Origin of the sequence: Saccharopolyspora endophytica (genome assembly GCF_018070075.1) — a bacterium.
GTDB classification, from domain to species: Bacteria; Actinomycetota; Actinomycetes; order Mycobacteriales; family Pseudonocardiaceae; genus Saccharopolyspora; species Saccharopolyspora endophytica.
This window is the reverse complement of the sequence record NZ_JAGPXE010000022.1, coordinates 1-23,694: the sequence shown is the minus strand read 5'-3', so window position 1 is coordinate 23,694 and position 23,694 is coordinate 1. Positions and strand designations below refer to the sequence as shown.

23 protein-coding genes are annotated in these 23,694 nt (G+C 64.5%); 18 read left to right on the top strand and 5 right to left on the bottom strand.

Annotation, left to right across the window (positions count from 1 at the left end; translation table 11 throughout):
* The first annotated feature begins 341 nt into the window (after window positions 1–341).
* A complete protein-coding gene (locus tag KBO27_RS32290) occupies window positions 342–1,106 on the top strand; it encodes a hypothetical protein (protein ID WP_210973655.1) in 765 nt (254 codons plus the stop codon).
* Between the two features lie 238 nt (window positions 1,107–1,344).
* On the opposite strand, the gene KBO27_RS32285 is transcribed toward KBO27_RS32290, so the two are convergent.
* Both KBO27_RS32285 and KBO27_RS32280 read right to left on the bottom strand, forming a co-directional pair.
* Window positions 1,345–1,554, bottom strand: a complete 210-nt coding sequence (locus tag KBO27_RS32285; protein WP_210973654.1) for a DUF397 domain-containing protein — start codon at window positions 1,552–1,554, stop codon at window positions 1,345–1,347.
* Between the two features lie 23 nt (window positions 1,555–1,577).
* Window positions 1,578–2,435: a helix-turn-helix domain-containing protein gene (locus tag KBO27_RS32280; protein ID WP_210973653.1), complete on the bottom strand. Its 858-nt coding sequence runs from the start codon at window positions 2,433–2,435 to the stop codon at window positions 1,578–1,580.
* A 280-nt stretch (window positions 2,436–2,715) separates the two neighbouring features.
* On the opposite strand from KBO27_RS32280, the gene KBO27_RS32275 reads away from it, so the two are divergent.
* The 8 genes from KBO27_RS32275 to KBO27_RS32240 all read left to right on the top strand — a co-directional run bounded on the left by KBO27_RS32275 (window position 2,716) and on the right by KBO27_RS32240 (window position 7,042).
* Window positions 2,716–2,889: a hypothetical protein gene (locus KBO27_RS32275; RefSeq protein WP_210973652.1), complete on the top strand. Its 174-nt coding sequence runs from the start codon at window positions 2,716–2,718 to the stop codon at window positions 2,887–2,889.
* Between the two features lie 273 nt (window positions 2,890–3,162).
* Window positions 3,163–3,648, top strand: coding sequence for a hypothetical protein (locus KBO27_RS32270; protein ID WP_210973651.1), 486 nt, complete (start codon window positions 3,163–3,165; stop codon window positions 3,646–3,648).
* Window positions 3,645–3,911 carry a hypothetical protein gene (locus KBO27_RS32265; protein WP_210973650.1) on the top strand — a complete coding sequence of 89 codons (267 nt, stop codon included), beginning with the start codon at window positions 3,645–3,647 and terminating at the stop codon, window positions 3,909–3,911. Before KBO27_RS32270 ends, KBO27_RS32265 begins: the two co-directional genes overlap by 4 nt.
* A 226-nt stretch (window positions 3,912–4,137) precedes the next feature.
* Window positions 4,138–4,467 (top strand): hypothetical protein, encoded by a 330-nt coding sequence (locus KBO27_RS32260; protein ID WP_210973649.1) that lies wholly within the window; start codon window positions 4,138–4,140, stop codon window positions 4,465–4,467.
* A gap of 203 nt (window positions 4,468–4,670) precedes the next feature.
* Window positions 4,671–4,907 (top strand): hypothetical protein, encoded by a 237-nt coding sequence (locus tag KBO27_RS32255; protein WP_210973648.1) that lies wholly within the window; start codon window positions 4,671–4,673, stop codon window positions 4,905–4,907.
* A gap of 99 nt (window positions 4,908–5,006) precedes the next feature.
* Entirely contained in the window at window positions 5,007–5,297 is a 291-nt protein-coding gene (locus KBO27_RS32250; protein WP_210973647.1) for a hypothetical protein, read from the top strand.
* 264 nt (window positions 5,298–5,561) lie between these two features.
* Window positions 5,562–6,356, top strand: a complete 795-nt coding sequence (locus KBO27_RS32245) for an alpha/beta hydrolase family protein (protein WP_210973646.1) — start codon at window positions 5,562–5,564, stop codon at window positions 6,354–6,356.
* Entirely contained in the window at window positions 6,353–7,042 is a 690-nt protein-coding gene (locus tag KBO27_RS32240) for an acyltransferase (protein WP_210973645.1), read from the top strand. The genes KBO27_RS32245 and KBO27_RS32240 overlap by 4 nt, the downstream gene beginning before the upstream one ends.
* Here the strand turns inward: KBO27_RS32240 and KBO27_RS32235 are convergent.
* Complete coding sequence (locus tag KBO27_RS32235; RefSeq protein ID WP_210973644.1) at window positions 7,007–7,753, bottom strand: glycosyltransferase family 25 protein; 747 nt, start codon at window positions 7,751–7,753, stop codon at window positions 7,007–7,009. The genes KBO27_RS32240 and KBO27_RS32235 overlap by 36 nt on opposite strands.
* 18 nt (window positions 7,754–7,771) lie before the next feature.
* On the bottom strand, window positions 7,772–8,959 hold the full coding sequence (locus KBO27_RS32230) for a hypothetical protein (protein WP_210973643.1): 1,188 nt from the start codon (window positions 8,957–8,959) through the stop codon (window positions 7,772–7,774).
* A gap of 160 nt (window positions 8,960–9,119) precedes the next feature.
* Here KBO27_RS32230 and KBO27_RS32225 point away from each other — a divergent pair, with 160 nt between their 5' ends.
* Genes KBO27_RS32225 through KBO27_RS32210 form a run of 4 tightly spaced genes read left to right on the top strand, consistent with a single transcriptional unit; the run spans window position 9,120 to window position 13,094 of the window.
* Window positions 9,120–10,127 (top strand): NAD-dependent epimerase/dehydratase family protein, encoded by a 1,008-nt coding sequence (locus tag KBO27_RS32225; RefSeq protein WP_210973642.1) that lies wholly within the window; start codon window positions 9,120–9,122, stop codon window positions 10,125–10,127.
* Window positions 10,124–11,389 carry a glycosyltransferase family 4 protein gene (locus KBO27_RS32220; RefSeq protein ID WP_210973641.1) on the top strand — a complete coding sequence of 422 codons (1,266 nt, stop codon included), beginning with the start codon at window positions 10,124–10,126 and terminating at the stop codon, window positions 11,387–11,389. Before KBO27_RS32225 ends, KBO27_RS32220 begins: the two co-directional genes overlap by 4 nt.
* Complete coding sequence (locus KBO27_RS32215) at window positions 11,389–12,429, top strand: hypothetical protein (RefSeq protein WP_210973640.1); 1,041 nt, start codon at window positions 11,389–11,391, stop codon at window positions 12,427–12,429. Before KBO27_RS32220 ends, KBO27_RS32215 begins: the two co-directional genes overlap by 1 nt.
* On the top strand, window positions 12,426–13,094 hold the full coding sequence (locus KBO27_RS32210; protein ID WP_210973639.1) for a hypothetical protein: 669 nt from the start codon (window positions 12,426–12,428) through the stop codon (window positions 13,092–13,094). The genes KBO27_RS32215 and KBO27_RS32210 overlap by 4 nt, the downstream gene beginning before the upstream one ends.
* Here the strand turns inward: KBO27_RS32210 and KBO27_RS32205 are convergent.
* Window positions 13,049–14,050 (bottom strand): aminoglycoside phosphotransferase family protein, encoded by a 1,002-nt coding sequence (locus tag KBO27_RS32205; protein WP_281420934.1) that lies wholly within the window; start codon window positions 14,048–14,050, stop codon window positions 13,049–13,051. The two genes, KBO27_RS32210 and KBO27_RS32205, sit on opposite strands and share 46 nt — an antisense overlap.
* Before the next feature lie 42 nt (window positions 14,051–14,092).
* Between KBO27_RS32205 and KBO27_RS32200 the strand changes: the two genes are divergently transcribed.
* Genes KBO27_RS32200 through KBO27_RS32180 form a run of 5 tightly spaced genes read left to right on the top strand, consistent with a single transcriptional unit; the run spans window position 14,093 to window position 23,601 of the window.
* Window positions 14,093–14,542, top strand: a complete 450-nt coding sequence (locus tag KBO27_RS32200) for an NUDIX domain-containing protein (RefSeq protein WP_210973637.1) — start codon at window positions 14,093–14,095, stop codon at window positions 14,540–14,542.
* Window positions 14,535–16,190, top strand: a complete 1,656-nt coding sequence (locus KBO27_RS32195; RefSeq protein WP_210973636.1) for a PD-(D/E)XK nuclease family protein — start codon at window positions 14,535–14,537, stop codon at window positions 16,188–16,190. The genes KBO27_RS32200 and KBO27_RS32195 overlap by 8 nt, the downstream gene beginning before the upstream one ends.
* Window positions 16,150–17,325, top strand: coding sequence for a restriction endonuclease-related protein (locus tag KBO27_RS32190; RefSeq protein ID WP_210973635.1), 1,176 nt, complete (start codon window positions 16,150–16,152; stop codon window positions 17,323–17,325). Before KBO27_RS32195 ends, KBO27_RS32190 begins: the two co-directional genes overlap by 41 nt.
* On the top strand, window positions 17,318–20,767 hold the full coding sequence (locus KBO27_RS32185; protein ID WP_210973634.1) for a pPIWI_RE_Z domain-containing protein: 3,450 nt from the start codon (window positions 17,318–17,320) through the stop codon (window positions 20,765–20,767). Before KBO27_RS32190 ends, KBO27_RS32185 begins: the two co-directional genes overlap by 8 nt.
* 20 nt (window positions 20,768–20,787) lie before the next feature.
* Complete coding sequence (locus KBO27_RS32180) at window positions 20,788–23,601, top strand: pPIWI_RE module domain-containing protein (protein WP_210973633.1); 2,814 nt, start codon at window positions 20,788–20,790, stop codon at window positions 23,599–23,601.
* The last annotated feature ends 93 nt before the right edge of the window (window positions 23,602–23,694 follow it).

Genomic DNA, 23,694 nt, shown 5'->3' with positions numbered 1-23,694 from the left:
GCGACCGGCAGTTCGTTGACCACCCGATGACTTCCGACGCCCTCATGGTCCGTGACGGCCTCGGAGCCGCGTCCTGTGGGGTTGGGGAGCGCCAGGATGTCGCCCTGGTGGAGAGGACAGATCTTCAGGGCACCTTCTCCCTCGATCAGGCGTTGATAACGAGGCATGCGACAGATGCTGGAAGGCCCGCGCGGTTGTACACCCGGATGAAAGTTGGCCGAAACGAGGCAGTGGGTCGATTGTACGATCCGCCACCCTGCCCACGGCCATACAAGTGAATCCGATGGATCGGCGCCCCAATCTCGCAATGATCCCCGGCCTCGACGTCTATCGTGCGGCCCGTGACAACGGATGACCATGACAACTCGCGTAACAGCTTGCTTGGACAACTCGAGGACGTGCAGCTCCATGTCGACGGGACGAGCTATCTCGTTGGAGCCGACCTCACCGATCCGGGCGCGATGGACTGGCATGCCAGGGCAACCCTCCATGCCCTGCCCGATAACGACATGCCCGGAGCTGATCCGGTCCTTGCCTGGAAGGACGCCGCAGGAATCGCCCTGTCCAGCACCAAGATTTCCGATCACGATGGCCTGGAGCTCACTATCCTCCGAGCTAACGGCATCACAATCGACCTGGAGCAGGTTGAAGACGTTTTCGATGCCCTCGACTCCCGCGGGCAGGACGAGGCCGATTTCCTCCCTCTCTTCTCTGGCAACCGAGACGGATTCGGCTTCACCGAACTTGCGGCTGAGATCGAGAACAGTTTAGAACCTGGAGGAAACCAGGTCGTCATCCTCGACCGCGTCCGGCTCGCGCCCGCTTGGAGAGGTTTCGGCGGCATCGGACGACTTCTCATTTCGCGAATCCTGCGGTGGATCTGCGACGACCCGCGGCTGGTCGCGGTACAGCCCTTCCCCATCGACCTCGACAGCGACCAACGACAGAACGACGAAATCTTCACTCCCGCCCTGCAGCAGGTCCGCCGGACCTGGTCATCTCTCGGCTTCGAACCCTTCACCGACAACATATGGATCATGGATCCGCGCAAACCATCGCACCACAACGCGGTCGCTCACCTCAACGAACAGCTTGGACTGCTGTGACTCTGGTCAGCCTGCTCAACTACTCCACCGCCGAGTTGGACGCTGAGAGTTGCTGCTGAGAGTGTCGATCAATGGACGGACCCGGCAAGGAAAAGTCCCGGGTTGCGAGCGTCGCGGCGCACTCGTCGCAGGACCCGGATAGTCTGCCCTCTCGGGTGGCCACCCGTTGCACAAGAAGGCGCCCGCCCCCGGTAGCAGCGATACCGGGGACGGGCGCTTCTCTTCTCGACAGCGGACGTCACATGTCGGCCTTGCCAGCCTTGACGTTCGAGAGGAACGCGGCCCACTGCTTCGAGTTGAAGACGAGGCGGTCCTTGCGCTCCGGATCCTTGGTGTCCTGCACCCCGGCGTAGCCGGGGACCAGCGCGGCCTCGACGCAGGCGTTCTGCGTGTCGCTGCGGCTGCTCTTGAACCACTGAGCGCCCGCGAAGTCGGGCTTGTTCTGCATCAGCTTGGGGCCTTTCGTTGCGGTTAGCCGTACTGCTTCGCCACCGACCCGAGCAGATCGAGCGATTCCTTCGGCCCGAGTGCGGCGGCTTGCAGCCTGCTCCACAAACTAACGTAGCCGCTCACGACGTCCTTGCTGTCCAGGTACCGCGCATCGTCGAAGGATTCGACGTAGACGAACTGGAGGTCAGGGGTGGCCCCTGAGGAGGAGATCGTCAGCAGAGTGAAGTTGTGGCTGATCGCGCCAGCGTAGGTCTGGGCGTCGAACGGCATGACCTGGAGATGAATATTCTCCATCACGGCCAGGTCTTCGAGGTAGCGGATCTGGTCTTTCATGACCGCCCGCGTGCTGATCTGCCGGCGTAGGCAGGACTCGGACAGGATGAAGGCTGCGTTCGGAGGATCGGGACGGGTGAAGATCGCCTGACGCTCTTGCCGAGCTCGCACACTCGCATCCACATCGCCGTCTTCAACCCGCGGAGATGACGTCGTGAGCGCTCGGATGTACGCCTCAGTCTGCAAGATCCCGGGCACGAGTTCCGACTGAACCTGCTTGATGTCGCTGGCATCCGTCTCCAGATCGACATACATGCGGAACCACTCAGGGAAGACGGCCCGGTAACCGCCCCAGCGGCCGCGTGCGCTGCGCGTCCGAGCAAGCTCGATCATCCACTGCTTGTGCTCGTCGGTGTCGCCGTACTCGTTGAGCAGCAACACCAGGTCACCCTTCGAGATGCCCGACTGGCCGAGCTCAAGGCGACTGATCTTCGTGACAGCGCAGTCCAGGATCTGCGCCGCATCCGCCTGCTCCAGACCGGCAGCAAGACGAGCGTGACGCAGCTCGTTGCCCAGCTGGAGGCGGCGCACTGTCGGAGTTGCCATCCGTCGTTCCCTCTTCTGCTCGGACGTGTATGCGCCCAGTATCCGCCATCTCGTCGGCCCTAGATCCATCACCCATTAGGAGCATTCCTTAAATAGGAATGCAACTTTAGGATAGCTAGCGTGTTGAGTATGTGACAGGAACGCTTACATAGGACTGCATGCTACTCATGATGTGGGGGTCTCACACGTGGGTCGGGATGCTCGGGAGCGACGAACGATGAAGAGAACGCGAGCACTACGCACAGGAGCGGTGCCCTGCACGGGCGCCTTCGGGCGAAGCATGTCCACAACGGTCGCGGTCGACACGACGGGCAAGATCTTCGTTCCCGCGCCCCCCGACAAGACTGCCGCCTTCGAACCCGGCGAGGTCGTCGAGCTGATCGCAGCGCTGAACCCCGCATGCGAAACCGCTCGCACCCTCCGCAACTGCCGCAGGTCCCGGGCTGCGAGCTGACATGCAAACCTACGCGCTGTTCACCCTCGCGGCGGTGACCCCGTTCGCCTATCTGATTCGAGACCTTCAGTCCGTGCGCATGTGGCGTGCTCGTCGTCGTGCACGACGTACGACACGCGAAATCTGGGCGCGATACCCCGAAACGCAGCCCGGCCGTGCGCACGGACCCCTGCCCACGCCGCCTCCCCTTCAGCGGCGTGGGCAGGCCATGCCCCCGGTGGTGCAAGGACGTTGCGTGGGCACGGCGCCCACCGGGGGCAGGAGGGCCGCCTGATGAGTGTGATCATTGCGCGACTCAGCGCCGGGGCAGATCGACGGGCCGACCGGCGCGCCCATTTCTTCGACCCCGAGTACTCGCTACAGCCAGGCGGCATGCGCCAGGCGCTCTGCGGCTTCACTGCACACGAGTCCGTTCTGGAGCCGCTGCCCGACGCAGTCGGGCCTCTGCCTTGCGAACTGTGCATCGCCCGAACCTCGCCCCACAGAACGCTCGCGCCGGACACGCAGGTCGCGGTTCCAGCTGATGACGTCGACAGCAGGAGGATCTACGCGGTCGGCCTGCGCGGCGAGTCGGAGTGGCACCGCGTACCCGAGCACCCGGTGATGCAGATCTACGAGGGACGCGAGGTCGTAGTCACCGAGTGTGGCGTCATCGGCTTCCTCCTATTCGGCACGCCGCCACCAGGTTATGAGCCCTGCGACGCATGCCCACCGTTCAAAGCCAGACCTGCTCAAGACGACCAGAAAGCACTGCCATGAACAATTACACCTGGCGCCAGTCAGGGCTGGACGCCCGCAGTCACGCATTTAGCGCGGAGGACGGCTTCATCCCGAAGATCCTGGTTGAACTGCCCGGAGTCATCGTGCCCGCCGAGTGCCACGTGGCCGCCTGCGACACGCAATTGCCAGTCGCCTACGTGATGTCTCAGGGCAGCGGCAAAAGGTGCCCGCAGTGCACGGCAGTGGTCAACCCACGCCCGCAGAAGCACACCATCCAGACCGTGGCGGACCTCGCTCTCTGACCCCGACCCCGCCCGCAATCGCTGCGCCCTCCGCAGTCCGACCAGCCGGTTCCATGACCCACCAGTAGGGAGTAAACCCCGATGACTGAACAGGTGCCAAATCGTACGCCGGGCGCAGGCGGCATGTCGGCGTCGCCGTACACGTCGTGGTCGGCCGCCGTCGCGCAGTTGGCGCGCACCGACCTCGGACACAGAATCGCGAGAACGGTCCGGCGGTGATCCAGGAATGATCGAAATCGCCCAGATCTCCGCCTTTGTCCTCGGTTCGTCGCTGCTGATCACGATATGCGCGTGGCTGGGGCGCGGCTACTTCGGGTCGCCGGGCAAGCACGGTGGAGGCACGGAGGGCTCGTTACTCGTGCAGCAGCTCGTCGACCAGGCCGAGCACGAACCGCGGTGGGCCACGATCACGGGGGACCTGGCGGACGAAATCGCCGACCTTGAAACCACCACGCAGCTGTATCTGCCCGACTTCAACCGGGCGTCGACTCCCAGCGACCGCGCCCCGGGCCTCGACACGCTCGGACGAGACCCCGTCGGCCTGTACCGGCTCTGACTTCTCACCGCGCTCCGACACACATCCCGAATCGGTCGCCACCGAGTGTCGGAGCTCGGTCGCGTGGTTCATCCGCTGCCACACGACGTCCCGTCGACGCGCAGTCACACCTCGTCGACGGGGCACCCCTTGGGGGCCTGGTGATTTCCCCGAACACCAGGCCCCCATTGCGGCCACGCAGTTTCAAGGATCAGGAGAGCCGCATGGCGCTACAGCCCACCTCGTGGATCGAGCTTGGCGAACACACGTTCCGCTGGCAACGCGGCGACGAGCACATGGTCGTGCTGCGCGGTACCGAGCTCGGTGCGACGTGGCATGACCGGCACCTCGTCGCCAAGATCCCAGTCAGCCCCGAGGGGTGGCGGGACGACAACGATCTACGGACCCGTGCGAGCGCGTGGTTGCAGCAACAGGCCACCAACCCCAAGCGCCGCCCCTAAGACGCTCCCCTTGTCTCCCGCCCCGGTGTCGTGACATCCCACCACTCCACTCCCCGCCGGCACTGGGGCGGGTTCCAACTGTGGAAGGCCGTGTTCTGTATGCATGATCCCGATCGGTGGCTGCGCCTCGGCGTGCACTGGAACGCCTACGTCGGAATCGACGACGATGACCCGCTCGCGGCCATGTCCACCCGGGACCGGTTGACGACAGCGTCGACGGCGGTGTTGATGGCGCCCGAGGAAGCGTGCGCACCCGTCGAACATGTCGCCCCGCCGCCGGGTGAGCAACAGCTCGGCGTTGCGCACGAGCAGCACATGAACGTCAATGAGGCGGCGATCGTAACTCGCCGTCGACGGTCGCCGGTCAGGTCCCATCTGTCGGGCAGCTAAGCGCCGCATAGCTCTTAACAGCCTGCTCACGACGCTTTACATCACCAGCTCGGGGACGTGAGCGCCCAGCCATTGCTTCGCTCCTTAGCCAGCTGATCGTCCTTGCCCGGGCCGCGCACCCGCTCCGTGCCCGGCGGCCACGCCGTGAGCCTGCCGAAGCGGGCAGCAGGTGCGAGAGGCTCGTTGAGCGATGAGGGATCATCGGGATCGAGTACGTACTGGTTGCTCGCCCTGCGCTGGGCTGTGCGAATCACTGGAGGAGTCATGACCGTCAATCGGGTGGAGTTGGTCGCTGCTGACGGGGTCAGTCTGGACGCCGTGGAGCATCCGGCCGTCGGTACACCGGTGGGGGCGGTGGTGCTGGCGCATGGCATTACCGTCGACATGGATGAAGGCGGGATGTTCGTTCGGCTGGCTGAGCGGCTGGCAGGTCTGGGAATGAGAGTGCTGCAGTTCTCGTTCCGGGGCCATGGACGCAGCGGCGGAACGTCTCGCGGGGTGACGATTGCGGGTGAATGTCTCGACTTTCAGGCCGCTGCGACCTACGTTCGTGAGTCCTACCCTGACAGTCCGATGTCGGTCGTGGGTGCGAGTTTCGGTGCGGTATCGGCTGTTCTCTCCTTGCGGCACTGGCAGTCCTCCTTGCGCGGGCTAGCGTTGTGGAACCCCGTGCTGGATCTCAGACACACCTTCGTCGCTCCGGAACTTCCATGGGGCCTGGAGAATTTCGGCCCCGAGCAGCAGAACGCCATGTCCGAGCGTGGGTTTCTTTCTGTTGATGGCGAATTCGCACTCGATCACGTCCTGTTTGACGAGTTCATCCTCTACGATCCACTGTCGGCGTTCATCAGGAGCCGGATCCCTTCGCTCGTAGTGCATGGGGATTCCGACACCTATGTTTCCTACGACATCGCTCGAAGCGCCGCGGAATCGCGACCCGAGACGCACATGCATACCGTCCGGGACTCGGATCACGGATTCGATTCGCGGGAACGCGAGGATGAAGCGATCGGGGCCACGGTGGACTGGCTGGCGCGTCTCCACGGAGTCTCGGCATGACCTCACGCGACGAGTACGGGCATGTGTCACTCGCCCCCAGCAGTGTGGTCGGCGAGTACTGCGTTCTCGGATGCCCCAAGGAGTCCCGTCTGCGTACCCTGTCCTCCGATCCGGGCTCGGCAAGCAAGGGTGCGCCCGTCCATATCGGCGCGGACTGTCTGTTGTTTCACCATGTGACCGTGTACGAGGGCGTGTCCATCGGCGCTGGCTGTGTATTAGAGGATCGGGTTCGCCTGGGTTACGACACGCAGGTAGGCCCGGGGACGCGGCTGATGTATGGCGCGTATGTCTGTGATCGAGTCCGGATCGGGAGAGACACACGAATCGCAGGCTTTGTCTGTGACGAGGCCATGATCGGCGATCGGGCGAGCGTGATGGGTGATCTGGTGCATGAGTACACCCGGCCGCACGAGGACTGGTGGCGTGTGGATGAGGCACCACCGGTGATCGAGGCTGATTCGGTTGTGGGCTACGGCGCCCGCATTATCGGGAGCGTTCGGATCGGCCCGCGCAGCTATGTAGCGGCGGGGGCGGTCGTCACGCGGGATGTGCCACCGGAGCACATTGTCACCGGCATCAACCAGGCAGTGCCCGCCGCTCAGTGGCCCGGTAGACGCCTGCGTGGGCTCATCACGCACTGGGACCGGCCATCACCTCACGGGCCTGGGGTCGTCGACGAACGGTGAGTTCTCCGTGTCGCTTCCCGCTTCCTCCTTCGGCAGCTGAGTCACCAGTGGCGGTTCGAACGCCAGGGCTTTGAGTCGACGAGGGAACCGTTCCCGCAGGTCGGCGCGCGGATGGTTGTGATAGAGCGCAGGCAGGAATTCGTCGACGGGAACGAGGGCCTGCTCCACGTGAGCGTCCAGGACAGCATCGAGTGCCGCTCGCGAGAGCACGTAGCCGTAGGTGCAGTGGCTGTAGCCGGGCTCTACGACGCCGGGTCTGACGGGCATGTCGGGTCCCAGGGCGTCTCGGCCAAGGTAAAGCAGCTCGATGCAGCGGTATTCGGCGGTTCGGTGCAGCTGTTCCAGAAGCGTCTCGACAAATCGAGGGACGGGGACAGCGTCGTCCTCCAGGATCAGGATGTAGGGCTCGCTGCCGTAGTCGCGGGCGTGGGACCAGCAGGCGTGATGGGCCAACGTGCAGGCGATCTCACCGTACTTCAGCGGCCTGTTCCACCAGGGATTCTCGGAAGTGGTGTCCTGCCACGGAAACAGCCTGTAGCCAGCGGTGTCGAGCTCACCCCTGGTGAGCTGGTGGCCATCGAACGGCCCGTTCCAATCCGAGGTGAACGTGGCCCGGAGTTCGGAGGGAAGGACGGCTCGCATGCGTTCCCGGCGGTCCGTGCGTCGTGGCAGGTTGATGACGTAGGTACGGAGATCAGCGGCGGTGAGCATGTGCGGTCCCAGTCTGATTCAGGGTCTGAGGTAGCGATCGGTGTTGTCGATGAGCGTGGTGTAGCTGGTCGGGCCGGTGGCGGCCAGCAGCAGTAGGGGTGGTGTCCTCGTCAGGTCAGCCATATCGGAAATGCCTCCGACACGGCGCGCTTCGGTGACCAGGACAAAATTCTGGTCACCGACTCGTTCGGTGATGTAGGCGGCGTTGGCGGCGCCGCGGGCACCTTGGAGGAAGCATTTCGCGGCGCCGAGGACTCCGAGGGTCAGGCATCCTCCAAGGAGGATGACTGTGGTTCCTTGCGCCAGCGTGAGTCGGGTGAACACGGCGAGGTCCTCCACGAGTTCACTGTCCTGTGTCCATCGTGGCCCGAGGGTAAGGTCAAGCTGCGGGATGACCAGCGGGTCGTCCTCGCCGAGCGCATGTGGTTCGAAAAGGAACGGGAGCTGGGGAAGAAACTCTCGGTACTTGGCGTTCCAGGGTGGCCCGCCGATGACAATGCAGGTGTCCGTATCGCTGTCGAAGTACTCTGATGGCGAGAAATCTCGGATGACGACGTCGGGATCAAGCTGGGCGAGCCGTGTCCGGGTGAAGATCAGGCTGTCCAGGTCCGCGAATTTCGCGTACCGGAGGTAGTTTCGATCGTGAGGATCAGCGAATTCGGGGCGTTCTTCTTCGGGAATTTCGGAGCAGACGATATCCACTCTCGAGTGGCGGGTCAGCTGCCAAAAGTCCCGTAAGCTCCCTTGCCATGACCCTGGCGAGTCCTCGGCTCCTCCGGACCGCGAGGGCTCATCAACCAACTCCGGCGTCTCGGTAGCTCGGCTACCTGGATTAAGAATCGCTGCAGCCTCTTCGCCACCGGCGATGTGCAGGGCGAGTGTTCCGAGTGCCTTGTCGGCGTGCCTGCGCACGGTCTTGCTCGCGCACCCGAGCTCCTGCGCCAGTGACTCCTGCCGTTCAGTCAGTGTCATGTAGTGATGACCAGCATCCCAGTTCAGTTCTACCTCGACGTAGCGACGCGCGTGAGCCGCCAAGCCCGCGACGCGGTGGCGCAGCGCCGTGACCACCGCGATGACATCCCCCGCCTCCGGCGGAGAAGTTAACCGTTCACGGGTCACCAGACTGAGTTTGAGCACGGCATCAGGTTCAGCCAACGCCGCGTTCTGACGCAGACGCTGCAAGTCTCTCTTGATCTCGGCAGCCACGATGTCAACCCCAGCAATCCCCACCTGTCCAGATTATGTCCAACTGCCGACAGCCGATGTCCAGGGATCGGGTAACTCATTGGGATAGCACCCTCCCGCGTGGCTTGGGCACGCTGGGCCGGAGCACGTGATCAGCACAGATCAGGCGTGAGGTGCAGGAATGAGCTGTCAATACCGTCCGGACAACGACATACGAGACCGACGGGTACTTGTAACCGGAGCCGCGGGATTTCTCGGCCACTTCGTCGTGCGCTTGCTATCGAAAGCGGGATACACCGTGGAGGCGGTCGACGACGGCAGCGCCGGCACCCTGACTCGCCTGCGGAACTTGGCTCAACTCCCTGGTGTCAGCGAGCACGGTCTTGACGTCACCGACGCACAGGCAATGCGCGATCTCGTGGACAGGAGACCACCGTGGGGTGTGGTGCACCTGGCCGCACATCACTTCATCCCTACCTGCGAACGGAATCCCGACGAGGTGTGGCGAATCAATGTGCTGGGCACGCAGCGACTACTGGACGCCTGTGCGCAGCAGCCGGACAGGGTCCAACGATGGTTCGCCGCGTCCACCGCCGATGTCTATGGCCCCTCCCCGCAGGCGCACCAAGAGACCGACCCCGTCCGGCCACGCGGCGTCTACGGTGTCTCCAAACTGGCGATGGAATGGTTACTGCGCGATCAAGCACATCGCCTACCCCAGACCGGCATGGTGACGGGTCGGCTCTTCAACTTGGTCGGTCCCGGGGACCCGCATCCGCACCTGCTTCCCGAAATTCTCACCCAAGCTGCACGCAGTGACAGGGTTCGGCTTGGTGACCTCTCCACAGCTCGGGACTACCTGCACGTCGCCGATGCCGCTCACGCTGTGGTGGCGTTGCTGACCAATCCCGTCACGGGAACCGTCAACATCGGCTCCGGACAGTGCCTGACCGGACAAGAACTACTTACGTTGGCATCCCATGCGACGGGACGCCGACTGATCCCGGAACTCGACACTACCCGGACTCGCCGCTGGCAGCGTTCATGGTGCCAAGCCGAGACCACGTCCTTGGACGCCCTGCTCCCTCAGTGGCCACTGCGATCGGTCCAGGAGGCCGTGAACGAAGCCTGGGCCGAAGTCACGGCCCAAGCACACGCGTCCACCATCCTCGCGCGGGAGGCATCGTGACCGCATTGAAAGTCGTCTTTCTTCTGGACACCACGAACGTGCGGCAGGGCCAAGCGCTCGCCGGTACCCCCGCGCGCACGATCGCGTTGGCAACGCATCTCCATCGTGCCGGAGCGGCCGTCACACTGGTGTTGTGCGACCGTGGAGCCGACTACGGCCAAAGAACCCAATGGCCGGTGGCCACGCTGCTCGTCCATCCCTCAGAATTCGGCTCTGCCGACGCTCTGGCAGCACATCTCAACGATGTGAATCCGGCGTTCCTCGTCTCCTGCGAAGCTGAGCACCTGCTCACCGTGGCCGCTCCTGCCGCTAGCGCGGTAGGCGCTCGGCTTGTCTACGACATGCATGACGACGACGCTGCGGTCGCCCGCGGCTGCGGTGAACCTGAAGCGGTAGCGGCCAGCCATGCCCGAACCCAGCAAGCCGCGCTGAAAAGGGCGGACCATGTGGTGGTCTCCACGGTGCACGAGGAGCGCCTGGCCCGTCGGCACCGGCATGCCGACGACGAGATCTTCACCGCGCCTAATGGAGTCGACACTCCCCAGCGAACCCTCTGGGGTTCTGATCTGCGGGGACCCGCCACGCTGACGTTCGTCGGTAACCTCTTCTACCAGCCCAATGCCGACGCGGTGCGGCAACTATGTGACTGGGTCCTGCCTGGCCTGGAAAGCCGCAACATCGCAGCGCAGCTGCGGGTCATCGGCAATGCGCCTTCCTCATTTCTCCACGAGCCGCGCCCGTGTGTGCGGTTCACCGGTCGCGTGGATGACCTCGATGCGGCCCTGGCACCCACGAGCCTCGCGGTGGCGCCCTTGCGGGCGGGTTCCGGCGCGAAGATGAAGGTCTTGGACTATTTGGCGGCGGGTTTGCCCGTGCTGGCCACCGACCATGCGGTGACAGGCCTCCCACCCCGCCACCCCGGTGTCATCGTCGAGAACGACCTTCGCGCGTGGCCCGAGCGCATCAACGGATTGCTGCAGGCCCCGGCTGTGCTTGCCGCGCTGTCTGAACAGGGCCGGCGGTGCGCCGAAGACCACCTGTCCTGGTCGCTGATCGCCACACGGCTCCTGCGCGGACTCGCGATTTGGCATGCGAGTACTCCGACACCAGCACGTCCCTCGGCACAGCCGCGCGCCACATCCCAGCCTCGCTGGCAACGCGAGCACCGCCTGCAACCAGCTGCGTTGACCTCCCCTCGACGGGCGCATTGGCTGCGTCGTACTCCCCCTGCCCGCCCGGACATGTGCGGGAGCGATACCTGATGCCCTACCGGCTCTACCGCCTTCTCGGAACACACTGTCTGGTGATCGCCGATGTCGACGTTCTCGCCGACGTCGACGACTACCTCCACCCGTTCACCGTTCCCGCCGACCACGGCCTCGATCCCGACATCGTGGTGACGACCGCCGTGAACGAAGAGGAGGTGCTCGCTACCCGGAAAGACAGCCACACCTGGCCACCTCCGCACCGTGTCCTCAGCCATCCCGCACAGTGTTACCAGCGCTGGTATCGCCGTGGGCAGACCATCCTGCTGCCCGAGCATGGTGGCGACCTCGGCGATCACGTCATTCGGTATGACGAGGGCGCTCTGCGATGCGTTGTCCAGCACCGTGAAGCCGCGGCGACGGTGCTGGTTCGGTTGGTGCGCCAGATCGTGCTTCGCGCAACGGAGCGCCTCGGCGGCGTGAGTGTGCACGGTGGCATCACGCAGCTGCCTGATAGTCGCAACATCCTTATCGCCGGTCGTGCGGGGGCTGGTAAGACCAGTGTGCTGACGTTGCTCGCAGAACAGCACCACGCCGCAGTGATCTCCAACGACAGAACTGTCCTCGTTCCCTTTCCCGACGGCTCGTGGCAGGCGAGCGCGGTGCCGTTGTGCTGGCGTTTCACTGCCGAGACACTGCACGCCTCGGCATGTCTGGCAGCCTGTGCCGCCTCGGACGGTCTGCGGCGCGGAATCGACCCCCTCGACGGCAAGCTGGAACTCACGCCCGCGGAGGTCGCCAGCTTCCTCGGTCGACCGTGGCTCTCGCACACGGGTCTCGACGAGATCGTCGTGCTCCGAAGGGCCACGGCGGCCGGTTCGGACATCACTCCGCTTCTCAGGCACCTTTCACTGGGAACCGACGATCCGTTCGCCTCCGACTGGATCGGCCTCAACTCCCAGGCACCATTGTCAACCGAAGACGATCCGTGGCACGCGCTGGGCAACGCTGTTCCGATCACGGTACTCGACTGGACTGACCCGGACGAGCTTCGCGGTCTCGCCTCCGCCATCGCCTCGAATGGGGTGGCCTCATGAGGGGCTGCATTCTGACCGGGGTGTGGGGTGCGGGCAAGACCACCCTCTACCGCCATCTTCAGCACCGCCTCGTGGCGTCTGGCTGCCAATCCCTAATCACCGTGCCGCAAGCGGCAACGATCACCACGCACACTTACACCGGCGAGGACAACGACGACCAAGCTGCGAACCTGCTGGCCTGGCTGACATCGCTCACCACATTCCTCGGTGACGTGGACCGTCGATGGCAAGCCAGCAGTCTGCCTCGTCATCGCGAACGGCACGCCTGGACACCCACGGTCCTTGCCGAAGGACTCGGCTTCGACCTACCCGCCTACCCGCACCTGAGTATCGATCGCCATAGCTTGCTCGCTACCGAAGGTGACCTCGCGGCAGCCGGTCTCACGCTGGTGTTTCTGCGAGTCCCCCACGAGGCGATCAAGACTCAGTGCGTTCAGGCCACCCGGATTCATCGCGGGCCCGGGTGGAGCAACTATCTCCTCCAATTCGGCGACACCGATACCGAACGGGCCCGTCACATCGCCTCGATTCAAGACACTATCGAGAGCTGGGTCCACTCCTCACCACTGCCGTATCTCGAACTCAACACACACGACCACCGGTGGGAACACCACGCTCATCAGCTCTGCTCGCTCATGCTCGATTCCCAGGAGGCGCACGCGTGATCGGCACCGTCGGAACTCACCCACCGCTCCAGCCGGCGCCAATAATCCGCGCGCATCCCGGCCTCGCCGACACGCGCCCAAAACAGCACCCCCGTGAGCAACTCCAGCCCAGTGGCCACGCTCAGGCGCTCACCAAATTGCTCAGGACAGCCCGCCACAGACCAGTACCCGGCGACAAACGACGCGGCCCAGTCCGGTTGACCCTCACAGACCCACATCGCGGGCTTAACGAAGTCCATGACCGGGTCGAGCCAACGAAGGTGTTCGAGATCCATCAGCGCGGCGAAGCACCCCCGTTCGACCAGCACGTTCGGCAAGTACACATCCCCGTGCACCACAGAGGGCGATACCACAGACGACACAGCCTCAGCCTGCTCAGTCACCAACGCGCATGCCGCGTCGAACACCCGCCGATCAACTGCCCTGAAAACCGGCTTGTCGGTATGTTGAAGGTTCTCAACCCGCGTGGCCACCAACTCCGCCCAGGAACTCGTCACCGGTTGATCCGCGTGCGGGTGCTCGCTGAACCCAGGCGTGTCCAGTCGATGCAGCCTGGCCAGCTCTTCGCCCACACCGCGCAGCACCGATTGCATCGCGCCGTCGCCCTCGACCACGCTGGCGTGCCAGTCCTCTGCGTCCGTACCGGGCAGAAACGTCGCCACCGCTACCAGACGGGACGACATCTCAAGCGTGGTCGTAGACCAGCCGAGCATCTCCGGCACCGCGATGCCGGCGGTATGGACCCGTCGGTGCTCGGCGAGCCTGCCTACGACATGGGTCTCGGGTCGTTGCAGGCCCGTTTTCACCACGACTGTCCCGTACGACTCGGTGTGGGCCATCCACGACTGGTGTGCCCGACCCCGACCTAACCGGCCAATCACCTCAACACGCTGATCCAGCACTCGCGAGGCCGCAGCACCTACCTGGCGCTGCCGGGAAACGTCGTCTCGTCCCATCGTCGTGGAACTCCGTTCTCTGGAAAGGAATGCCAGCACCTTATGACCGATGCCGCAACGCACCCCGAGCCCGAACTCATCGCCCGCGCCCTCATCCGCCACAACACTCGCCTACTACTAGTCCGCGAAAAGGGCAAGAGCTGGTGGTTTCTCCCCGGCGGTCATCGAGAGCCCGGTGAGGTGCTGGAAGAGGCGCTTCGGCGGGAGCTTCTCGAGGAGCTCGGCGCTGATGCACGTCTTGGTTCGCTCCGCAGCGTCATTGAACACTCCTACACCGACAACGGCGCCCACCACTACGAAGTCAACTTCCTGTTCGAAGTCACTCTCGACGATCACGACGTCATAAGCCGGGAGGACCATCTGGAATTCGGCTGGCATGACATGGACTCGCTCCCCGAAGTGCGTCCGGGACCGGTCGTCCACGCACTCAGCGCGTCCTTGGAGTCCGGGACGTCCTGGTACCCCTTCAAGCTGAACCAGGTCGATGACTGAGCCGGGGGCGACGGACGACGCTCTGCCGGTCATCGATTTGATTCGCATCGGCGCCAGCTCAGGCAGAGCGGGCGAGACGACCTGTCCCGCGTCGCTGGCATCGAAATCGCGGCCGCGGTCACGGCCGATCACGCGCTGGCCAAAGGAACAGTGGGATGGATTTGTTCTTCGACCGGTCATGCATGCCTTGGACCGCATCGAGTTCGACGGCATAGCACCGGAGCAGGCCATCACCGATATTGCGTTACCCGAACCGCCCATGCATCCCGGGGTCATTCGCTACGCCGAGCACGCCACGCGCAGCTATCTCGCAGCGCACCACCACGACACGGCCCGAATGAAACCGGTCCGCGAGTTCTGGGTGGCACAACGTGTGACCGACTCGGCGGTGTGGGAGCTGTATGCGTGGGGACGCCGGTATGAATCACTGGACGGCCGGGTGCGCGAGTTCCGTTTTCTGAGACAGGGCACAGCCAGTACGGAGCGCGACGAGTCGACCGCGATTGCCATCGCGGCCTACGTCGCCGCGTTCGGTCTACCGGCTGCCTGGCCGAATCCTTGGTCGGAGCCTTTTCGCCCCGAAGGGAGGTCCACTGCTGAGCAGGTCCGCGTGCGCAGCGTCGGGCTGGCCGACGGTGGCACTGAAACGCTCTTCGATGGCACAACTGCTGAGGCCGAGCAGTACTTCGCAGCCCATGGACGAAACCGGATCGGTGCGATCGCAGCGGGCGACGGCGATCTGTTGCCAGGCTTCGGTTGTCTCGACTGCAAGCGGGTGGGGTCCTGCCACGGTCCGACTCGCGCTCCGGGATTGCTCGGGCTGGATTCCTCGCAGGGCGCGTTGCGGACGATTTCAGTTTCGGGGCTTCGCTATTACCAGCGTTGCCCGGCGCAGGCCTACCTACGGTCGGTACACCTCCCGACGAGCTACGAGTACAGCGGTGAAGCCGAACTCGGGCAAGCCGTACACGCCTGGCTGGAACAAGCACACGCGGCCACGCCGCAGTCCTGCGAGTCCAGGCCCTTACCTGCGCTGGGGGCCGGCTGGTCGGCCGGCAACTGGCAGGTGAAGGGGGAGTTGGCTGACGCCGGGGTCCGCATGCTGGCCCAGCACGCCGAGGTATGCCCATTCCACAACGCCCCCGACATCACCCATGTCCGGCCCGAACCGCAGGTGACCGCCTTCGACCCCCAAGCTCGGGCGATCGTGCTGGCCAAGCCGGACCTCGTGTACCAGGAAGCAGGGGCGTGGGTCTGGCGCGAGGTGAAAACGACCCAGAAGGCACCAGCGCGACTGACCGGTGATCCGTTGCGGGTATTCCCGCAGCTCGCCCTGGGAATCGTAGTCCTGGCCGACGGAGTACTTGGCCCCGAGGAAGCGGGCCGCGTCGAACTGGAAATCCTTCGGCCCGAGGGCGCCGAGATCGTGCTGATCGACCCCAGCGACCCGGAGCGCGTCACCACAGCCCGGACGGTACTGCGAGACATGGCCACGTCATGGCGGGCCGATCACCGCTTCGACGCGCAGCCAGGCCGCCATTGTCAGTGGTGCCCGGTATCACAGTGGTGCCCAAGCTCCCCCGATCTTTCGCCCGACGGAAAGGACCATGACCACGGTGCCGAGCCCGCACACGACTACTCCACTTGAGCCGATCTTCGATGGTGCTCACCTGGTGAAAGCCGTCGCCAGCGCAATCGTGCGGCTGTCTCAGCAAGCCGGCCCACAGGAGGGGGTCTACGACGCCGTCGTGCAAAGCACCTACAACCAGCTGGTCCTGCTGTGCCTTCAAAAGCAGCGCACACCTCCGGCGAGCGTGCCGGACATGGCGCGCTGGGCGGCCACCCGCTCGATCGGAGACACCCGCTGGCCGTGGACCCTGCCAGAGGATTTCGACGGCACGGTCACACTGGTCGACGCCCAAACAGCCACCCCCACGCAGCAATGCATGGAGTGGCAGGTCGCCGCTGCCAATGTAGCCGCGGAGCAGGTCGAAAACCAGCTAATGCTCACCGCGATCGCCACATGCCAAAACGCGGGTGCACCAGAGTCTTACACCGCGTTCCGGCGCTTGCTGATCACGCGGCCAGTGCTCACCCAGGCCCAGCGCGCGGCCCTAGCCGATGACCTCGACCTTGAACTCCTCCGGGACCTGATCCACCGATGCTACGAGCCCGCGCCGGCGTCCTATCTACGGGACGGCGCGTATGCGGTGTGCGCACGGTGTGGGTGCCTGCTGGTGCCGATCGGACGGGACCGCTACGTCTGCGAGCTCGACCGGTGCCGCCGAGACCAGCATCCGCGCGTCGGTGCCACGCTTGACGCCCGCCAGGGCGGTGGTGTCTACCAGCTCACGCGCCCGATGCGGATGTTCATCACCGGGCCCGGGCTGGCCGAAACCGACCTCGAGGAAGCCCTGGTCCAGCGCGGGCTGCGCCCGCAGATGTGGCCCAACTTCGACGCCTACGACCTACGAATCGAGTTCCCCCGTGGGCGCGTGTGGGCCATCGATGTCAAAGACCGCGCCAACCCGGCCCTGCTAGGCCGTAGTACCGCGCCTCTGCGCCCGGATCCGCCATATAACGCGGGATTTCTCGTGGTACCGCACTACCGATTCGACGAGCGAGAGGACTACCCACGGGTGTACGCCCACCACCGCCCCGACACCGCGGCTGAGGTTGATCTGCTCTCCGACACCGCGCTGCTGGCACGCGTGGACCAGGAATTGGACCGCGCCGGAACACGTCGCCGCGCCGCCGACAACCGGGGAGGTGCTCGTGCGTGAACGCAGCAACTGGCCTGACAACCTCATAGGTCAGCTCTCCCCCGTATGGCCTGGTCACCTGACGGATTTTTCGCCGGGCGACATGCTCGACGTCGAGCTCGGCCTTTACCTCCTGTCCTCGGTGATGCCCGAGAACACCGCGCAGGACGCCTGGACTCTGTTCGGCGGTTACCCCTATAGCGAGGTGTTCGGAAAACAGACCGACGAAGCATCCCTGCGGGTCATGCGCGGCAGGCACTACCTGTGGGACATGCGGCGTCGCCGAGCGTGGACCCGGGCGCTTGAGTCTTACCTGCAGGTACCGGAGGAACTCCGCGCCTATCGCCTTGCTGGCATCGAGGACGCACCCGAGTCTCGCGAACCAAGCAGGGCGTCACAGCGGTTCGACACATTCGAACACCGGTTGACCTCGCCACCGGCGTTTTCCCGGCAACCACTGCCGGCCGCGCAAGCAGGCGAGTACGAATTCTATGTACGTGATCGACGCTATTCTGTGACGTTCCCAGCGGACCTGCTCGATCAGATCCCAGCACCGACCGGGCATGACCTCGAGGCCCCACCAGTCGGCGGTGGCGAACCGGTCGAGGTCACCTGGGGCGATCTGGAAACCGCAGCCGCGGAGATGGACCGGATCGAGCGACAGGTCTCCGGTAGACCCAACGAATGGGCACGTCGACTCGACCGAGTGCAGTTGCTGGTCCGCGACGAGGTCGCCGGAGAGTTTATCGAGCCCGGGTCAGGGCTCTTGCGCATTGAGCGTCTGCTCAACATGGTCGGCATGGTCGGGGCTGGCAAGTCCACGCTGCGTGACATCCTCGCCTTCTGGGCCGCCACGGTGACCGGCCGTCGCATCACCATTGTCGTCGGTGACGTCGCCGAAACCCTGGCCATCGTGGATCAGTTCACCCGCCTCGGCATTGATGCCGCCCCGGTCATCGGCCACTCGACACGGGAGCGCAACCTTGAACGGCTTCACCGCCGCATGGCCTCAGCGGGCGCGGAGACGATGCTCGGCCACGATCATCCGAGCTTCGATTACCTCAGTAGCGCGTGTCCTCTCGACGCGCTGCGCGGAGTAGAGGCGCCCCGACCACTGCGGATCGGCGAGGCACCGTGCACCTCCCTCTACCCGGTGCAGTCCCCGACCGACAACACCGACGATCTCCTTGACCTGACCACAGTGACCGCTACCAGTGACTCAAGCGCGACCGGACGTCGGCAACGTCACGGATGTCCTCTGTGGTCGGCCTGTCCTCGTCACCATGCGGCGCGGCAGCTCCTTGACGCACAGATCTGGGTAGCGACCCCAGCAAGCTTGGTGCATAGTGGCATGCCGCAGGCCCTGCAGTCCGAGCGGATTCGGCATCTCGAAGCCGCGTGCCGACTCAGCGATCTCGTGATCGTGGATGAGGCTGATCGCGTCCAGATGCAACTGGACCGTGCATTCGCTCCCGCGACCACCCTGGCCGGCCAATCACCGAACTCATGGCTCGACGAAGTGGCAGGGCACAAAGTCGAGGAGCTTGCCCGCAGAGGCCGGCTCCAGCTCTCCGCTGCTGATGTCGACGACTGGACCGGCGCTGTGGACACCGTCTCGGCCGCCACCAACCGGCTTTACTCGTTGCTCATCGGCACACCACCGTTGCGGCAATGGATCACCACGGATTACTTCAATGCCTGGACGCTGCAGGAGTGGCTGATCTGGTCCTGGTTTCCCGATCTCACCCAACCTCTCGACCAAGCAACTCCCCAGAACAACGTGGCCAAAACCACCTCCGCGGAACGTGGACGCCGTCAGAAACAGATGCACCGGCTGCAGACTGTGCTCGACCAGTTCCGCGACAATCCGTTGGAGGAGAAAACCCCCAGCGGCACGTCGGATGACGTCACGCCAAGGGCCAATACACTGGTCCACCTCACGTTGCAGCTGCTGCATGCCGAGCGCGGTTCATTCATCCGCGAGCGGCTGCGCGCGGTGCTGCTCGACCTCGTCGAACACGACGACACCATCAAGGACGACTTGGAAACTCACGCGTCCCGTTTTGAACTCACCCTCGTGTTGGCCGCACTACACCACCGGCTCGACAGGATGACCATCCTCTGGCCCAGAGTCGAGGCGGCGCTGAACCTCGAAGCCACCTCCAACGTCCTCTCACGCCGCCCGCCCAAGGACTACGAGCCGGTTATCCCCGAATCCCCCATGGGCAACGTCCTCGGATTCCAGTTCCAGCTCGGTGACCGCACCGCCACTGGCGAACAGAGCGGCGAACTGCGGTTCTTCCGTTGCAGCGGTGTCGGACGTGAACTCCTCCTCTCGCTACCCGATTTCCCCGCCGTGGACAACCGGCCAGGACCGCACGTGCTGCTGATGTCGGCGACCAGCTGGGCAGGCACCTCGACCCGCTACCACGTGCACGCGCCCGTCGACGCGGTACTGCGACCACATCACCGCGAAGTCGCCGCGATCCTTGAAACCACCATGCGCCCGGAATTCCTGTACTGGCCAGGCACGACAACACCACTGCGACTCTCCGGCAGCAGGGGTGACGAACGCGAGAAGGTCCTGGAGCAGATGCTCAACCAGCTCGCCATCCCCGATCGCAGCCTGGGCGATGCCCCCAGCATGCTCGATGCCGAACTCGCCGACATCGATGATCCCGATAGACGTCGGATCCTGCTGCTAGTCGGAAGCTACGCCGAAGCCAAGCACGCCGCTCGTCACCTCGATGCCGTCCCGGAATGGAGCGGGCGAGTCACTCAGCTCGTGTCCGACGACGCCGATCTCGACAACAGTTGGATGGTGCTGCGCCGGGGCGAGCTGACCAAATTTCCCGACACCGGCAGTGAGATCCTCGTCGCCCCACTCCTGGCTGTCGAACGCGGGCACAACATTGTCCTGCCCGGAGGCAAAGCCGCAATCGGCAGTGTCTATTTCCTCGCCCGCCCCCACCCCCGACCCGACGACATCGCACTGGCCATTCATGCGATCAACGATTGGGCTGTCCGGCAAATCCGAGACCCGCACGGCCGGTTCCACACCGACGCCCGCCTCGCCGGGACTCCTAATGCTGCGGCCGAGGCGTTTCGAAAGCGAGCACGGCTGGCATGGAACAGGTTTCTCACTCGCCGGATGGCCTGGAGCAGCCTGACCCCGGAGGAGAAGATCTCGTTCACCTGGGACCAGCTGGTGGTCATGTGGCAGGTCATCGGCCGGTTGGTTCGCGGCGGTGTCCCTGCACGCGTCATCTTCGTCGACGCCGCGTTCGCGCCGCGTCAGGCCGGATTCCAGGCAACAGACACCCCCGAGACCAGCCTGCTCGCCAGCATGCGCGCCGTCCTCGACCCCTACTTCAGCGACGGTGGGACCACTACACCGCTGGATCGCTCACTTGCGAACGCCCTCTACGAACCACTCTACGAAGCCCTCAAAGACCTCGATTGAGCACTTGAGGAAGGAGACCCATGGCATTCACCGAGATCCAACCCGCCGCGTTCGTCCCCGACTCCAGCCGCGGCCCCTTCGAGACCGAACTGCACACCTTGGCCTTTCCTCCTGCCTGGCGGGAACCCGTGCTCGAGCTGTTCAAATCCAGTAAGTCCGAGGCGAGGAGGGACCGGATCAAAGAGATCCCGATCAGATCCCTCAATTCGCTACTGCGGACGGTCGCACCCGACCTCGTCGCCGTCGACGCCAACGCCTCCTTCACTCCGGATCACCCCTGGCTCTACAGCCGCAGCGACTACCCTCCCCGTGCTCTTGCCCGGCTGGTCCGTGCCTGGCTACGGGATATGGCACCGGGAGAGGAAGGGTTCCATGCCTACCGGGACACCGCCCGGAAACTCGACTTCGACGAGCTGCGCTGGCAACCGGAGAGAGTGGACCTGCTCGAACACGAGCTGTCGCCCGGCGGCACGTGCGTTCCCGCCCAACGACTCTACCGGGTCCTCCCCGAGGTCCTGGCCGACCGCATCGCTGCCCAACCGCCGTATGAATTCTGTGGCGAGCACGTCCGCTTCCATCGGGTCGCGGTTGATGCTCGCGCCAGCGGTGCCGAGCTGATGTCGTGGCCCCCGCTTGAACACACCACCAAGGTCAAAGAAGCCAACCACGAACGTTACGGCTCCCAGCGGACCTGGTACTACTCCGCAGTCATCACGCTGTCGCTTCGCACCGTGCCGTTCTCACCGATCCCGCACATCCACGTGAGCACCAGCATCCGGCGCTGGGTATCGGGCCAAGTATCGATGTCGGGAAGACAACGGGTCTCCGCCTATCTGCTGACCACCAAACCCTTCCTCGCCGAAACCCCTGACTTGGACACGATTGACACACCACCGCCACCTGGCCGCTTCGCCGTCGCCCAGTTCGCCTGGAAGCCACACACCGGCCAGATCGAATGGTCCCAGGGCGGCACAGAAGGCATGCTCGCCAATGTCGGGGCCATCGAGGAACTGCCCGGCGCCGACATCTTCGCGAAAGAGCCCGACACCTGGATCCATGGCCGGGACGGTCTCTTCGGCGCGGCCTCCCATCACACACAGATGGGGTGGCACGGTATCGGCGCCGGTCTCATGCCAGCCGAACGACGCCGCCTCACCGAGTGGGCCGGCGCAGCGTTGGCACCAGAATTCGTTCCGGCTCCACCGTTGACCCGCAGCCCCATCAAACAGAGGAATCCCAGCAATCTCCTCACCTCGAAAGTCCCCGTCCCGAAACCAAGCCGCAATAACGCCACCGATCCCGAGAAACTCGAAACTGAGCAGAAAATCGCGGCCGCCCAAGCGCAGAACGACATCATCGAGCTCGACAACGCCGTTCTGCGCCGCCAGTACACAGCACGCGCCCTTGACGGTGGCGACCTCACCGCGGTCCTGCTTTATCAGTCCGAGCACATGCGCGACCAGCTCATCACGGCCGCCGAAGCCAACCTCGGCCTGGCCGACTACCGCGAGGAATCCGGACCAGAGGTTTGGACCTGGGCCTCGCCCGACCTGCGCGTCCGCATCCACGCCCGAGAGCTCGGCTCTCTGGGAGCCCCGCTAGGTACCGACAAGGCTCCGCAGAAAGGCAAAGAACACGATGGGGCAATGAGCGCACGCCGGTCAGCCCTGTCCAGTTACCTGCGTGACCTCGCCGCCGATCTCAGAGAAACGACCAACGTCGCGTTCGTCGAGCTCGACGGACGAGAATCCTTCCGGCAACGCCGTACCGACCCCAAATTCGCGATCCGGCTCGGATGCGCCGACGCCGGCATGGTCAGCCAATTCCTCACACCGGGACAACCGACCGATCCCGACGACGACGCAGCATTCCGCGTTGAGGCGGCATGGGCCGACGGCCTGCGGCAACTCGGCATGCGCTTCCTACCCGAACACACCCTCAGCAACGACACCATCCCCGACGAGCTCAACCAGGTCGCCTTCTGGCTGGTCAAACACCAAGCAGCTGGCACCATGGGACACGCGCAGTTCACGCCGGTGGCCATCCTGATCCGACCCGGCCGCCAGACCATCCTCGGCCGGACTCCCGACACCAACGGATGGGTTCCATACCCACAACTCCTCATCGCACTGACCGGCCAGATTCGCCCCGATGACCTCGCAACAGCCGACCAGCAGACCAAGGCCACCGCCATCTTCGTAAAAAACACCCTCTACACCCTGCGTAGCGAACCGACCCTCGTCGTCACTCACGCCCGAAACACCCGTTCCCGGTGGCCCTGGCTGACCAATAGCGGCCTGCTCCCCAACCGCATCCAACTCGGCAACGGCCCCGCCCAGCGACTCCGTCTCTTCGGCCCCAAACTTCGGATCGCCCGAATCGCCGGCAGCGACCGGAATGAGACTCCCCAATCATGGGCTCCCAAGACTGACAAGGCCGGACGTGCGTCGGCCGGAATCAGCAAGGGCCTGTGGAAACCCACCGACCGCGATGACCAAAACCGGATCTTCTATAGCACCAGCGACAAGCCAGGAACCCACACGCTGTCGGTCGACTCAACAAAACTCACCCACACGATCACCGCAGCGGACAAGCCGGAAATCCACCCCGACAAGAACGCATGGAACCCCGAGCTCCTACAGATCGCGATGGTCGGCTTCCCGGACGCTACGGAAGCCGAGCACTGGGCAATGTTCCTGCACCAACAGCGTTTCGCCGAGGACTATCGCAATGCACTCGGGCTTCCCTTGATCTTGCACCTCGCTGAACTCACCGACCACTACGGGCTCCCGCACGACGACGGGACTGTCGGGGTAACGGTGTTTCCAGCCTGACGCGCCGGGCGTGGGTCCGGCGGGATGGGCACTGTGAGTGATGAGCTCTGACGCTGTGAGCGCAGACCGGAAGAAGATCGGCAAGTCGGATCG